Below are 14,659 nucleotides of genomic sequence, written 5' to 3' on the forward strand. Positions count from 1 at the left end.
AAGTAACCTTTGTGGGCAATGAGCGGCGTTTGCGAGTCGCGTAAAGTGATTAGCGATCGTCAATCGACAGCTCTTCGAGCGTCACGTGATGATTGGTAAACACACAGATATCACCAGCGATCGCCAGCGATTTCTCAGTAATTTCACGCGCCGAAAGCTCGGTATTTTCTAACAGCGCTCGGGCGCTGGCCTGGGCAAAATTGCCACCAGAGCCAATCGCAATAATGCCGCGCTCAGGCTCGACCACATCACCGTTACCGGTAATGATCAGCGAGGCGCTATGGTCAGCCACGGCCAGCAGTGCTTCTAAACGGCGCAACGCTCGGTCGGTGCGCCAGTCTTTGGCGAGCTCGACCGCTGCTTTGGTGAGATGACCTTGGTATTTTTCCAACTGCGCTTCAAAGCGCTCAAATAGCGTGAACGCATCCGCGGTGCCACCGGCAAACCCGGCTAGTACTTTGCCGCGGTAGAGGCGGCGTACTTTGCTGGCGTTACCCTTCATTACGGTATTGCCCAGCGAAACTTGACCGTCGCCAGCGAGGGCGACCTGGTTACCACGACGAACGGAGACAATAGTGGTCATGGAGATAACTCCTTGGTGGGAGGCGCGCTCCCGATGACTGGCAGGTCACTTGCTCTTTAACATACTGCTTCTGGAAGCGACCATTGTGTAAGCGTTCACAACAAAATGCGGGCGGCTGATAAAAAATCAACCGCCCGCAGGGTATTCAAGATGGGATTATTAGTTCTGCAGCTGGATAAGTAGTGGTTCGATACCCTGGGTGTTCATTAAATCCTGAGCGCGGTTCAGCTCGCGGGTATCCTCGTAAGGCCCCACTTGAACACGGTGCCAGGTATTACCATCCGCCTGGACTTCGCTAACTTCCGCCAACAGGCTTAAGTTGCGCAGTCGGCCGCGCAGCTGTTCGGCGTCACTTGCTTCACGAAATGAGGCGGCCTGAAGCATATAACGCCCGGGAGTGTTGGTAGCCGCTTCACTCTCCTTGGCTGCTGAAATCTGGTCTTCAGGACGGGTGTTAGCGGCAATGACCTGGGCGATGGGGTCGTCGCTGGCCGCGCCAGAGGCGGTATCGCTCTCGGCCTCTTGCTCGGGAACTTCCGGGCGCACAACGCTTGACTGCAGCGTGACGCCAGGGGCAATGACCTCGGTTTCCGGTAGTAGGGTATAAAACTCAAAGGTCGGCATTGATGGCTCAGCGGCCTCTTCGGTTTCCCGAGCCGCAGCGCGCTCCTCACTACCCGCGGGCTTGGGCAGAACCGTGGCCTGAGGCGCTTCGCTCTGCTCTTGCCAAGGCGCGGTGCCGTGCTGGTGTTGAGCCAAGAAAAAACCTGCCGCCATGCCGACCAAGCCCCATAGCCAACCAGGAAGGCGAAAGCCGCCACCAGAGCTACGGGGGGATTTGCGCTGCGAAGTGGCTCCGCGGCGGGAGGCGGGCTTTTTACGCGGGCTAGCCATTGATTACATCTCCTCTGGGGCGCTAACCCCCATTAAATCAAGCCCATTGCGCAGCACTTGACGGGTAGCGAGGCCGAGTGCCAAGCGCGTGTTGCGTAGGGTGTCGTCCTCAACCATTACCTTGACGGCGTTATAGCAGGTGTGGAAGTCGCCGGAAAGATCGAGCAAATACTGGGCAACCTGCTGTGGTTCGCGGTTTCTAGCGGCGGTTTCCACCACTTCAGGGAAGCGCGCCAAGCGGTTAAGAACGGCTTTTTCCTGGTCGCTGTCCAGTAGGGCTAGATTGGCAATGGCTAATGCATGATCAAACGGCTGGCCGGCATCCTGTGCTTTGCGCAGCATGCTGCAGACCCGAGCATGCGCGTACTGAATGTAATAAACCGGGTTGTCGTTCGACTGCGAGCGCGCCAGGTCGATATCAAAGGTGAGCTGGGAGTCAGCGCGGCGGGCGGCGAGGAAAAAGCGTGTGGCATCGCGGCCGACTTCGTCGATCAAGTCGCGCACGGTGACATAGCTACCGGCGCGCTTGGAGAGTTTTACCTCGACGCCGGAGCGGGTGACCATCACCATCTGGTGGAGCACGTAGTCGGGCCAGCCTTGGGGAATGCCCACTTCCAGCGCCTGTAAACCAGCGCGCACACGGGTAACGGTGGAGTGGTGATCGGCACCCTGCTCATTAATCACGGTTTTGAAGCCGCGTTGCCACTTGTCCAGATGGTAGGCCACATCGGGTAGGAAGTAGGTGTAGCCACCGTCCTGTTTGCGCATCACGCGGTCTTTGTCATCACCAAAATCAGTGGTGCGCAGCCACATGGCGCCATCTTCTTCATAGGTGTGCCCAGCGTTCACCAGCTTTTCAACGGTGGCATCCACCTTGCCATCTTCGTAGAGCGACGACTCTAAGAAATAGACATCGAACTCTACACCAAAGGCTTTTAAGTCGAGATCCTGCTCACGGCGCAGCCACGCGACGGCAAACTCTTGAATGGCGTCTAAGTCGTCAGGATCTTTTTTGGCGGTGACTTCGCGGTCATCGGCGCTGACCGTTTTACCTGCCAGGTAATCGTTGGCGACATCGACGATATACTCACCGCGATAGCCGTCTTCAGGCCAGCTGGCGTCGTCAGGGCCCAAGCCTTTTACCCGCGCTTGTACCGAGCGGGCGAGGTTGGCGATCTGGGCACCTGCGTCGTTGTAGTAGAACTCACGGGTCACGTCATAGCCGGTGGCTTCGAGCAGGCGGCATAAACAGTCACCAATCGCCGCGCCCCGGCCGTGACCAACGTGGAGGGGGCCAGTGGGATTGGCGGAAACGAACTCTACCTGCACTTTTTCGCCTTTGCCGATCAAGCTGCGGCCAAAGGTATCGCCGCAGTCGAGCACTTGGGCAACGATTTGCGCCGCGGCATCGGCGGCAGCGAAAAAGTTAATAAAACCGGGGCCCGCGATCTCAGTATTCTGGATCGCGTCGCTTTCGGGGAGCGCGGCCACCAGCATAGTGGCTAATTCACGCGGATTTTTGCCTGCCGGTTTGGCCAGCATCAGCGCTAGATTAGTGGCGTAATCGCCGTGGGCTTTGTCTTTTGTGGGGTCGACTTTGATCGTGGGTTGAAGGTCGTTCGGCAGCACGCCTTGGTGCTTGAGCGCGGTAACCGCGCCTTCGAGCAGAGAAACTATGGTGTCTTTCATGTAGGTATCCGGGTGTCGTCGGTGGCGGCGTGTGCTAACGCGCAGCTGTAAAGGTGCGTCGATCAAGCGGCTATTATCAGCAATTGAGCCGCAGTTTCAAAGCCGCGTGATGGTGAGCCCATTCTAGGAGAGCGTTTGTGGGTCGATATCAATCGACCAGCGCACCTTGCGCGCCTCGCGATTCGCTTCCAACCACTGCACGAGCCAACTGGCAGCAGGGTGAAGTTGGCTACGCCTATTGGCCGCCAGCATGACATGTAAATGGTAACGGTTTTGACGTCTTTCCATGGGTGCGGGCACAGGGCCCAGGCAGCGTGTCGCCACGTTGGACTCTTTGAGCCACTGACGTAGAGCTTGAGCGGCCTGTTGCGCCATGGCCAAGGCGGCCTCCTCCTTGGGGCTTTCAATCCGAAGTAGCGCCATAAAGCAGAACGGGGGCAGTTGAGCGATACGCCGCTCTTCCAGCATGTTGCGTGCGAGCGCTCCATAACCGTGTTCAGCCAACTGGCCCAGATGCGGATCGTCGGGGTGCAGTGTTTGCACCAGTACTCGACCTGGATGAGCGGCCCGCCCCGCTCGGCCCGCCACCTGCTCAAGCAATTGAGCGCTGTGTTCCAGCGCGCGAAAATCAGCGGCGTACAGCCCGCCGTCGGCATTAACGACGACCACCAAGGTAACGTGGGGCAGGTGGTGCCCTTTGGCGAGCATTTGAGTACCGACTAATACGCACGGTTCACCGCGATGGATCTCTTTTAACACTTGCTCGAAGCTATCCTTGCGCCGTGTGCTATCGCGGTCAATGCGGTGGATGGTGGTCTTGGGAAACAGGGTCTGTAATGTCTCTTCCGTGCGTTCAGTGCCGCTACCCAATGCGCGCAGGTCGCCGCTGGCGCACTCGGGGCAGGCATCCGGCAGGGCACGGCGGCTATCGCAGTGGTGACAGGCAAGCAGGGCGGGCTGACGGTGTAGCGTCATGCGTGCATCACACTGGCCGCACTCGGCCATCCAGCCGCAGGCGTGGCAGGCAAGCGTTGGGGCAAAGCCGCGGCGGTTGATGAAGATCAGTACCTGTTTGCCCGCGCTTAAGGTGCTTTTGATCGCCTTAATTGCCCCCGGCAGCAAGCCGCCCTGGCGGCGCTGGTGGCGCAGGTCGATCAGTTCCAGCTTGGCCGGTGGGTGGCGGCTGGGGCGCTGGGTCAGGCGGAGGTGGCGGTAGGCGCCGCTAAGCGCCTGATGCAGGCTCTCTAAGGACGGCGTGGCACTGCCCATGAGCAGCGGGATTTTATGGTAATGCGCGCGTGCAACCGCAAGATCGCGAGCGTGATAGCGCAAACCGTCGTGCTGCTTGTAGGAGCCATCATGTTCCTCATCGACAATAATCGCACCGGGGTTAGCCAATGGCGTGAAAATGGCCGAGCGGGTGCCGATAATAATCAGTGCCCGGCCGCTAGCGGCGGCTTCCCATACATCTAAGCGCTCAGGGTCGGTAAGGCCCGAATGCAGCGCCACCACGGGCACGCGAAAACGGCTTCTAAAGCGGGCCAGCGTTTGCGGCGTTAAGCCAATTTCCGGCACCAGCACCAGCGACTGCTTACCTTTGGCGGCCACTGCTTCAATCAGCTGCAGATAGACTTCCGTTTTCCCACTGCCGGTGACGCCTTCGAGCAAGCAGGGGTGATAACCCTCTAGCTTTTCATGCAGCGCGGCCAGCGCCGTGGCCTGTTCACGGTTTAGGGGTAACGCGGGAGTCGCGAGTAAGTTTCCGCTGGGGGGAGTAGGCGCGGTGAGAATATGTTCCTGGCTAGTGGCCAAGCCTTTCTTCTCTAGCGCTAATAGCTGGTCGCGAGCAAAGCCATGGGCGCTAACCGCACGACCGGGTAGGCCATGGGGGTGCTGGCGTAAAAGCGCATGCAGCTCTGCTTGCTTAGGCGCTCGGCTGAGGGTTTCCTGCGCGCCGTCACCTTGGGCCATCCAAAGTGTTTGTGTGCGACCGGCCATTGCGTGTCCCTGGCGTAGCCGCGCGGGCATGGCGTGGTGCAGGGTGTCGCCCAGGCTGTGCTGATAGTAGCGGGCGGCAAAGCGGCATAACCAGAGCCAATCTGCTGGCAGCGGCGCGTCGTCCAGCGTCTCGCTGACCGCGCGCAATTGGCTGCGCGGTAGCTCGCTGTGGTCGGTAAGTTCCACGACCACACCGACGACTTCGCGGCGCCCAAAAGGCACCCGCACCCTCAACCCCGGCTGCCAACCGCAGGCTGGCGTCACGTTAGACGGCAAGTAGTCGAACAGGCGCCGCAGCGGTGAGGGCAGCGCTATTTTAAGTATTTGGTTAAGCACTTGAGGCGGTACCCGCGAAGAAACAGAATCAGGCAATTGGCCTCCGGCGTTAGTTTTGCTAGAATATGCGACCGCTCAATCTTAGCGATCTTATCGTAACGAAAGAGCGGCCAACCGGTTAGTAGTTTTTCCAAACCCGTATGCGGTGCCTGGCACGAGATCAGGTGGCGGCATATAGCTTCGTGAGGTTCGAGATGAGACAAGGTATCCACCCGAATTACAACACGGTCACCGCCAACTGTTCTTGCGGTGCTAATTTCCAGGTAGGTTCTACTTCAGGTCAGGACTTCTCTCTGGATGTGTGCTCCAACTGCCACCCGTTCTACACTGGTAAGCAGAAGCAAGCGACCACTGGTGGCCGCGTAGAGCGCTTCAACAAGCGTTTCGGCGCTGCTGTTAAGCGCGGCTAATCCACCTCGGATAGCCACATCGCAAGTACAGGTATTGCTTGCGCAAAACCCACGCCAAAGCGTGGGTTTTTTGTTGTCTCGCTAAAAACTGGCTATTTTTGTGGAAAAAATTTTCACAAATGCCGTGCTGATGTTGCGGTACAGCAATAAGCAAAGCGTTATGGCTAACGCCGTTTTGCATAAGTTTCAGCAAATATCTGCGAAATGTGGCGAATATGAAGGTAAAATTCAGTTAAACGGGCGTTTTGATATGAGTTGACGGCACGCTTGAGGCGCATAGGTTTTTTCTATATTCTCAAACGACTTATCTATTTTATGTTAACTGGACTCTGACCATGACGGATGCAAATAAGCAGGCTGCTTTGGATTATCACGCGAAACCGATTCCCGGTAAGCTGTCGGTGGAGTTGACCAAACCCACTGCGACTGCACGGGATTTGGCGCTGGCGTATAGCCCAGGCGTGGCTGAGCCAGTGCTTGAAATCGCCAGGGATGCGGAAAATGCCTACCGCTATACCGGCAAGGGTAATCTGGTTGCCGTTATCACCGACGGCAGCGCTATTCTTGGCTTAGGTAATCTGGGCCCACTGGCGAGTAAGCCAGTCATGGAAGGCAAAGGCGTGCTGTTTAAGTGCTTTGCTGGCATTAACTCGGTGGATATCGAGGTGGATGCGGAAAGCCCGCAGGCGTTTATCGATACCGTCGCGCGCATTGCCGATACCTGGGGTGGCATCAACCTTGAAGATATCAAGGCGCCGGAGTGCTTTGAAATTGAAAAAGCCCTGATTGAGCGCTGCAGTATTCCAGTCTTCCACGATGACCAGCACGGCACCGCGATTGTCACGGCGGCAGGCATGCTCAATGCGCTGGAGATCGCTGGTAAACGCATCGAAGACGTTAAGATTGTTTGCATGGGTGCAGGGGCGGCGGCGATTGCCTGCATGCGCCTGCTGGTTTCCTGTGGCGCTAGTAAAGACAATCTTGTGATGCTTGACCGCCGTGGTGTCATTCACACGGACCGCGAAGGCATTAACGAATACAAGGCTGAATTCGCCCGCGATACCGAGATGCGCACCTTGGATGATGCCATCGACAACGCTGACGTATTTATCGGCCTTTCCGGCCCGGGCCTGCTCTCCGCTGAACAGGTGAAGAAAATGGCGCCAGACCCGGTGATTTTTGCCTGCACTAATCCGGATCCGGAAATTCATCCTGACGTTGCCCGCGAAGCGCGCCCGGATGTGATCATGGCCACTGGCCGTTCGGATTTCCCGAACCAGGTTAACAACGTGCTGGGCTTCCCGTTTATTTTCCGTGGTGCGCTGGATGTTCGTGCTACACGTATTAACGAAGAGATGAAACTGGCGGCCGTGCACGCACTGAAAGACCTGGCCCGTGAGCCGGTTCCTCAGGAAGTGCTGAACGCCTACGAGCGTACCGAGATGAGCTTTGGTCGCGAGTACATTATTCCCACGCCTGTTGATATCCGCCTGTTGGCTAGAGTCACCTCGGCGGTTGCTCAAGCCGCGGTTGATTCTGGCGTGGCGCGCAAACCATTCCCTGCGCACTATCCGCTAACGTCTATCAACGACGTTTACGGCGGCTAATAAACCGCAGCACTCTGGTAACTATTTACGCCCGCTAATAAGCGGGCGTAAATGTTTGAGAGAGTGTCTAGTTAGTCTTGTGAATAACGCGTTAGCCCTTCTTGAGCGGTAGAGGCCACTAATCGACCGTCGCGACTATAAATATGCCCCCGCGCCAGCCCGCGAGCGCCGCCTGCCCAGGGTGAGTCGATAACGTACAGCAGCCAGTCGTCCAGGCGTGTGTCCTGGTGCAGCCATAAGGCATGGTCTAGGCTGGCGATGCGCAGTTTGGGGTCGCGGTACTCGATGCCGTGGGGAATCAGGCTGGTGGTCAGCAGGTTGAAGTCAGAGGCGTACGAGAGTAGGTGGCGATGCAGGGCCGGGTCGTCTGGCAGTGTGCCTGAAAGGCGAAACCACAAACACTGGCCTGTAGGCGTGCCGTTGCCGGGGTTGCCCGTGAGATGCAAAAACTCAATGGGGTGGCCGGGAAAGCGGTCATGTTTGGCATCGCCGCTCTCTAGCAGCGCCTCGGGGGTGGCGACATTCGGCATGTCGCGCTGATGGCTAAAGCTTGCTTCCTCGCTCTGAAAAGAGGCGCTGCAGAAAAAGATCGGCCGACCTTTTTGAATGGCAGTAACGCGGCGGGTGGTAAAGCTGCCGCCGTCGCGAATGGTATCCACTTGATAGACAACGGGGCGATGGGGGTCGCCGGGGCGCAGAAAGTAGCCATGTTGAGAGTGCGGGCGACGCTCGTCTGGCACGGTGCGCGCGGCGGCCGCCAGCGCTTGGCCAAGAACCTGGCCACCGTAAAGCTGAGGAAAGCCTAGATCCTGGCTCTGACCACGAAATAGCGTCTCTTCCAGCGTTTCTAGCTCTAGTAACGCTACCAATTTGTTCAGCGCATCTGTCATTCTCGGTATCCTTGCGGCTGTCTCTATTGAATGCGGTCGGTGAAAGAATGCTATCGGTAAAAGTAATATGCTGCCACGGCGCCGGGCACCCCTTTCATACGGTCGTTTAGCTACCTTAGCGGAGTTTACGTTTATGCGCAGCGATGAATTTTACATGCACCGGGCGCTCGACCAAGCGCACCTGGCCGCGGCGGCGGGCGAGGTGCCCGTAGGGGCTGTGGTTGTCGATGCGCAGGGAGAGATTATTGGTGTGGGGTGTAATGCGCCGGTGGCCAGCTGCGACCCTAGCGGCCATGCGGAAGTTCGTGCCCTACGCGAGGCGGGCAAGCACCAGGGCAACTATCGCCTTGAAGGCTGCACGCTGTTTGTCACCCTGGAGCCCTGCATGATGTGTGCGGGTACGATGATTCATGCTCGCCTGGCCCGCTTAGTCTACGGTGCCGCCGAGCCCCGTGCGGGCATGGTCGAATCAAAGGCTAACCTGTTGGCACAGCCGTGGTTTAATCATCAGATCGCGGTGACCGGTGGGGTATTGGCCGCAGCCTCGCAAAAGCTGCTGAAGCGATTTTTCGCCGCCCGGCGCGAGGAATTGAATCAGTAATACTGAATTGGAAATGCCACGGCGCTGTTAATCAAGCGGCGGGACAAGTTCAAACAATAACAGCGGGTCATCGTTGACAGATGTTTGTTCTAGTTGAAAAAATTGCTGACGACTACGTTCCACATATTGAATCATTTCGTAATAACGACGGATGTTGCGTACGTATATCACCGGCTCACCGCCACGGGCGTAGCCGTGACGCGTTTGGCTATGCCATTCACGCTGCTGTAATAGCGGTAGCGCCGCGCGCACATCTTGCCAGCTGTCGGGGTCGCCGCCGCGCATTTCCGCAATCTTACGCGCGTCATAAAGGTGGCCAAGACCCACGTTGTAGGCCGCCATGGCCATAAACAGGCGATCATCGCCGGTGATGCCTTCCGGTAAGCGGTCTTTAATACTGCGTAAATAGCGGGCACCGCCGTCAATGCTCTGGGCGGGGTCTGTGCGGTCCGTCACGCCCATTTCACCCGCCGTGGGGTTGGTCAGCATCATCAAGCCACGCACGCCCGTTGGCGAGACGGCGTCTGGGTCCCAGTGGGATTCCTGATACCCCACTGCCGCTAATAACTTCCAGTCAAACTCTGTTTCGCGGGCAGCCTGCTGGAACAGTTCCGTGTAACGGGGCAAGCGTGCATCAAGGTGATCAAGAAAGGTGCGCGTGCCGACATACTCTAAATAGTCGTCATGGCCGAAGTAGCGGCTTACCAGCCGATCAAGCGTGCCGCTTTCCTGAAGGTCTTGTAGGAAGCGATTGGCGGCTTCAAGCAATCCTAAGCCGCGACCGCTAGGCACCGCCCATGCCATGGAAAGTGGGTCCCCGAGTATGAAACCACGTTCTACGTTGGGGAAAAAAAGCCGATTTAAACGAAACTGATGCTCGAAAATGACCGCGGCGTCCAGGGTGCCGTCCTCAACGCGTGCCAGCAGTTCGGCGACTTCAAGCTCGTGAGACTCTTTCCAGCTCAAGGTAGGATGACGCCGCTGAAGGTCGCGCAGCGCTTCATCGGTACCGGCTTCGCTGAGTGTGCCAAGTTCTAAGCCGACAAGGTCACTCGGCTCTTTAATGCCATTCAGGCCGCGGCGGTAAACCACCAGCGGCTGCATTTGAATGATTGGGCGTGTGTAGTGGATGCCAGGGCTGTCAGGCAGTAATGGCAGCGCTGCCGCGCCCAGGTCGCCTTTTTCACGCACCGCCGGCAAGACGCTTTCTGGGTGGTGGCTGGCGTCAAGGTTAAGGCTCACTCCCAAGTAATCGGCAAAACGGTGCATCAGCTCGTATTCAAAGCCGGTAGGGCCTTGGCGGCCTTCGTAATAGGTCGTGGGGGTGTTGCGGGTGTGAACGGTAATAAAGTCTTTTGTACCGATATGCGTTAAATGCTCGCCTGGGGGAACAAGAGAGAGAGTGGGCACCATGGTCAAAAGCGTAACGGCAGTTAACGCATAATAAGCGCTGGCACGGGCAATAAAATGTCGGCAAATCAACGTCAGCATGGCGTCTTGTCGGCATGAAACAAGCTGCCACGATACCCAGCCCGGGTCACGCTGTCACCTTGTTGATTTCGTGTGGTGGCTGGTTTCCAGTATCATAGGCGTTTTTCGCTATCATAAAAGCACGGCCGCCTAGCGGCCCGGTGATTTCCCTGCTCGAATTTCCCTGCTCTAGAGGCTTCAGGATATGCTCGAACTGCGAGGCGCGCCCGCCCTTTCTGCCTTCCGTCATGCTCGGCTGTTAACGGTGCTGCGTGAACGTGCTCCCGAGGTGGAAGCGCTGTCTGCCCACTATGTTCATTTTATCGATCTTAATTCCCATGACCGTCATGAGGAATTGGATGACGCTGCCCATGAGCGTTTGGTGCAGTTACTTGACTATGTGACGGGCGATGGCACTCAATCGAGCGTGGAAGTGCCTGAGCGAGCCCAGCGTTTTTTAGTCGTGCCACGCTTGGGCACTCAGTCACCCTGGTCGTCAAAAGCGACCGATATCGCCCACAATTGCGGCTTGCACCAAATTAACCGCATCGAGCGCGGTATCGATTACCGGGTCAGCTTCACCGCTATGCCGAACGAAGAGAGCCTGAGCGCGCTGGCGTCACTGCTGCACGACCGTATGACTGAAACCGTGCTATCCGATGCTTCAGACGCTGCCAAGCTGTTTGCCCACCACGAGCCGGCACCGCTGGGCAGTGTGGATATCCTAGAGGGCGGTAGGGATGCACTGGCAACGGCCAATCAGGCGCTAGGGTTGGCGCTGGCAGAAGATGAAATCGACTATCTTGTCGATGCGTTCAATGAGCTGGGGCGTAACCCCAGCGACGTTGAACTGATGATGTTCGCCCAAGCCAACTCTGAGCACTGTCGCCACAAAATTTTTAACGCCGACTGGGTGATCGACGGTGAGCCGCAAAACCACTCACTGTTTAAGATGATCAAGAACACCTTTGCGTCGTCACCGGATAATGTGCTCTCCGCTTACAGCGATAATGCTGCCGTCATTAAGGGCAGTCAGGCAGGGCGCTTTTTTGCTAAGCCGCTAACCGGGGCTGAAGAAGAGCGGGCGCTTTACGACACCCATCAGGAGCCTATTCATATCCTGATGAAAGTAGAAACACACAATCACCCCACCGCGATTGCCCCGTTTCCCGGTGCCGCAACGGGCTCGGGTGGTGAAATTCGTGATGAGGGCGCTACGGGTATCGGTGGCAAGCCCAAAGCCGGCCTGTCAGGTTTTACCGTCTCCAATCTGCGCATTCCTGAGTTCGTACAGCCTTGGGAAGCCTTCGATTACGGCAAGCCAGGACGGATGGAGTCGGCGCTCAACATTATGCTCGATGGACCGATAGGCGGTGCGGCGTTTAACAATGAGTTTGGTCGCCCCAATTTAACCGGCTACTTCCGTACTTACGAGCAGGAGTCACTGAACGAGGGCGGTATCGAGCGGCGCGGTTTCCATAAGCCGATTATGCTCGCGGGCGGTTACGGCAATATTCGTGCACATCACGTCCAGAAGGGCGATATCCCGGTCGGCGGCAAGCTGATTGTGATGGGTGGCCCGGCGATGCTGATTGGTCTGGGCGGCGGTGCTGCCTCCAGCATGGCGTCCGGTACCTCCAGCGCCGATTTGGATTTCGCCTCGGTACAGCGTGAAAACCCGGAAATCGAGCGTCGCGCTCAAGAAGTTATAGACCGCTGCTGGGCGCTGGGCGATCACAACCCCATCCGCTTTATTCACGATGTGGGCGCAGGCGGGCTTTCCAACGCTTTGCCGGAGCTTGTCAAAGACGGCAACCGTGGTGGCCGTTTTGACTTGCGCGCGGTTCCCAACGCAGAGCCGGGCATGAGCCCGCTGGAAATTTGGTGCAACGAAGCGCAGGAACGCTATGTGCTCGCGGTCGCGCCCGAAGACCTGGACACCTTTGACGCGCTGTGTAAGCGCGAACGTTGCCCTTATGCCGTGGTTGGTGAGGCGATGGAAGCGCACCATTTGGAAGTGTGCGATGGCCATTTCAGCAGCAAGCCGGTCGATTTGCCGATGAGCGTGCTATTCGGCAAAGCACCCAAAATGCAGCGTGAGTTTGAACGCCACGATCCCGAGCTTTCCGGCATGATGCTCGATAATCTTGACCTTCGCGAAGCGCTGGATCGGGTGCTGCGCCTGCCGACAGTCGCCTCCAAAAGCTTCCTGATCACCATTGGCGATCGCTCGATTACTGGCCAAGTGGCCCGTGATCAAATGGTCGGCCCCTGGCAGGTGCCGGTAGCCGATGTGGCGGTCACCACGGCAAGCTATGATACCCAGGCCGGTGAAGCCATGGCGTTGGGCGAGCGTCCGCCGGTGGCGTTGATCAACCCCGCGGCAAGTGCTCGCTTGGCCGTTGCCGAAGCAATTACCAATCTGGCGGCCGCGCCAATTGCCAAGCTTAGCGATATCAAGCTCTCCGCTAACTGGATGAGCGCTGCTGACCACCCCGGTGAAAATCAAGCGCTTTATGATGCTGTTTACGCCGTGGGCATGGAGATGTGCCCGGCATTGGGCATTGCGATTCCGGTGGGCAAGGATTCGATGTCCATGCGCACCGCCTGGACTGATGAGAACGACCAAGGTGAAAGCGAAGACAAGAGCGTTACTTCGCCGCTTTCGCTGGTCGTCACGGGCTTCGCGCCGGTCACCAATGCGATGGCAACGCTTACGCCGCAGATCAACCTGGATCAAGATGAGTCTGATCTGATTTTGATTGACCTGGGCAGCGGTCAAAACCGCTTGGGTGGTTCTGCCTTGGCGCAGGTATACGGCCAGGTGGGTAACGACTGCCCTGATGTAGACGACCCGGAGGATATTAAAGCCTTCTTCGAGGTCATTCAGGGCCTTAACCGCGACGGTAAGCTGTTGGCCTACCACGATCGCAGCGATGGCGGCCTGTTGGTCACCCTGCTGGAAATGGCCTTTGCGGCCCATGCGGGGCTTGAGATCAAGCTCGATTGGATGATCGATGAGCCGGTAGAGGCACTGAATGCGTTGTTCTCCGAAGAGCTGGGCGCGGTCATTCAGGTCAACCGTCAACACACTGAAGAAGTGCTGGCGCAGTTTGCCGTGGCCGGTATTGAAACCTGTGGCGTGATTGCTCGTCCCCGTTACGACGACCAAGTGCGCGTCACGCTATTTGAAGAGCCTTTGCTGGAAACCACGCGTCAGCTGACCCAGCGTACCTGGGCGGAAACCAGCTACCGTATGCAGGCGCTGCGCGATAATCCTGAATGCGCCAAGAACGAATTCGACAACTTGCTCGATAGCCGTGATCCAGGGCTTTCCGCGACGCCAACCTTTGATATCAACGACGATATCAGTGCGCCGTTTGTGAATACTGCCAAGCCCGCCATGGCGGTGCTGCGCGAGCAGGGCGTTAACGGTCAGGTCGAGATGGCCTGGGCCTTCGATAAAGCCGGATTTGAAGCGGTGGATGTGCATATGAGCGACATCCTCGAAGGGCGTGTTTCGCTGGATGCGTTCAAAGGGCTTGTCGCCTGTGGCGGCTTCTCATACGGCGATGTGCTTGGCGCTGGCGGCGGTTGGGCTAAATCGGTGTTGTTCAACGAACGCGCCCGTGAACAGTTCGCGGCATTCTTTGCCCGTGACGATAGCTTCTCGTTGGGCGTCTGCAATGGCTGTCAGATGCTCTCGCAGCTGAAGTCGCTGATTCCTGGCGCGGAAAATTGGCCGACGTTTGTGCGCAATGAGTCCGAGCAGTTTGAAGCGCGGGTCTCTATGGTGCGGGTCGAAAAGAGCCCTTCGATTCTGCTCGCTGGCATGGAAGGCTCTAAACTACCCATTGCGGTTGCCCATGGCGAAGGGCAGGCGGCGTTCCGCGACAGCGCGCATCTGCGTAGCATGCAGTCGAGTAGCCAGATCGCGCTGCGCTACATCGACAACTACGGCCAAGCGACCACCCGTTACCCGGCGAACCCTAACGGCTCACCGTCGGGTATTACGGGGCTAACCACGCCTGATGGCCGTGTGACTATCATGATGCCGCACCCTGAACGTGTCGCTCGGGCGGTCACGAACTCCTGGCGTCCGGCGGAGTGGACTGAAGACGGTGCTTGGCTGCGCCTATTCCGCAATGCTCGCGTTTGGTTGGGCTAACGGATACACCCTC

At 57.7% G+C, this 14,659-nt stretch carries 10 protein-coding genes; 4 read left to right on the plus strand and 6 right to left on the minus strand.

The window, feature by feature from the left end:
* Positions 1–49: 49 nt before the first annotated feature.
* The 4 genes from hslV to V8L71_RS07510 all read right to left on the minus strand — a co-directional run bounded on the left by hslV (position 50) and on the right by V8L71_RS07510 (position 5,536).
* Positions 50–583: an ATP-dependent protease subunit HslV gene (hslV, locus tag V8L71_RS07495; protein WP_035562093.1), complete on the minus strand. Its 534-nt coding sequence runs from the start codon at positions 581–583 to the stop codon at positions 50–52.
* Between the two features lie 159 nt (positions 584–742).
* On the minus strand, positions 743–1,477 hold the full coding sequence (locus tag V8L71_RS07500) for an SPOR domain-containing protein (protein WP_035562096.1): 735 nt from the start codon (positions 1,475–1,477) through the stop codon (positions 743–745).
* A gap of 3 nt (positions 1,478–1,480) precedes the next feature.
* Positions 1,481–3,166, minus strand: coding sequence for an arginine--tRNA ligase (gene argS / locus V8L71_RS07505; protein WP_035562099.1), 1,686 nt, complete (start codon positions 3,164–3,166; stop codon positions 1,481–1,483).
* 123 nt (positions 3,167–3,289) lie between these two features.
* Positions 3,290–5,536 carry a primosomal protein N' gene (locus tag V8L71_RS07510; protein ID WP_336273679.1) on the minus strand — a complete coding sequence of 749 codons (2,247 nt, stop codon included), beginning with the start codon at positions 5,534–5,536 and terminating at the stop codon, positions 3,290–3,292.
* A 158-nt stretch (positions 5,537–5,694) separates the two neighbouring features.
* On the opposite strand from V8L71_RS07510, the gene rpmE reads away from it, so the two are divergent.
* Together rpmE and V8L71_RS07520 are read left to right on the plus strand one after the other, a co-directional pair.
* Positions 5,695–5,910 (plus strand): 50S ribosomal protein L31, encoded by a 216-nt coding sequence (rpmE, locus tag V8L71_RS07515; RefSeq protein ID WP_035562478.1) that lies wholly within the window; start codon positions 5,695–5,697, stop codon positions 5,908–5,910.
* Positions 5,911–6,245: 335 nt separating this feature from the next.
* On the plus strand, positions 6,246–7,517 hold the full coding sequence (locus V8L71_RS07520; RefSeq protein WP_035562105.1) for a malic enzyme-like NAD(P)-binding protein: 1,272 nt from the start codon (positions 6,246–6,248) through the stop codon (positions 7,515–7,517).
* Positions 7,518–7,588: 71 nt separating this feature from the next.
* Here the strand turns inward: V8L71_RS07520 and V8L71_RS07525 are convergent, their stop codons facing one another.
* A complete protein-coding gene (locus V8L71_RS07525) occupies positions 7,589–8,407 on the minus strand; it encodes an acyl-CoA thioesterase (RefSeq protein ID WP_035562109.1) in 819 nt (272 codons plus the stop codon).
* Positions 8,408–8,540: 133 nt separating this feature from the next.
* On the opposite strand from V8L71_RS07525, the gene tadA reads away from it, so the two are divergent.
* Positions 8,541–9,008, plus strand: coding sequence for a tRNA adenosine(34) deaminase TadA (tadA, locus tag V8L71_RS07530; RefSeq protein ID WP_336273680.1), 468 nt, complete (start codon positions 8,541–8,543; stop codon positions 9,006–9,008).
* Between the two features lie 27 nt (positions 9,009–9,035).
* On the opposite strand, the gene mltF is transcribed toward tadA, so the two are convergent.
* Complete coding sequence (gene mltF, locus V8L71_RS07535; protein ID WP_035562114.1) at positions 9,036–10,499, minus strand: membrane-bound lytic murein transglycosylase MltF; 1,464 nt, start codon at positions 10,497–10,499, stop codon at positions 9,036–9,038.
* 184 nt (positions 10,500–10,683) lie between these two features.
* On the opposite strand from mltF, the gene purL reads away from it, so the two are divergent.
* Positions 10,684–14,646, plus strand: a complete 3,963-nt coding sequence (gene purL / locus V8L71_RS07540; RefSeq protein ID WP_336273681.1) for a phosphoribosylformylglycinamidine synthase — start codon at positions 10,684–10,686, stop codon at positions 14,644–14,646.
* Positions 14,647–14,659 lie beyond the last annotated feature (13 nt).

Origin of the sequence: Vreelandella indica, from assembly GCF_037070225.1 — a bacterium.
GTDB lineage: Bacteria > Pseudomonadota > Gammaproteobacteria > Pseudomonadales > Halomonadaceae > Vreelandella > Vreelandella arctica.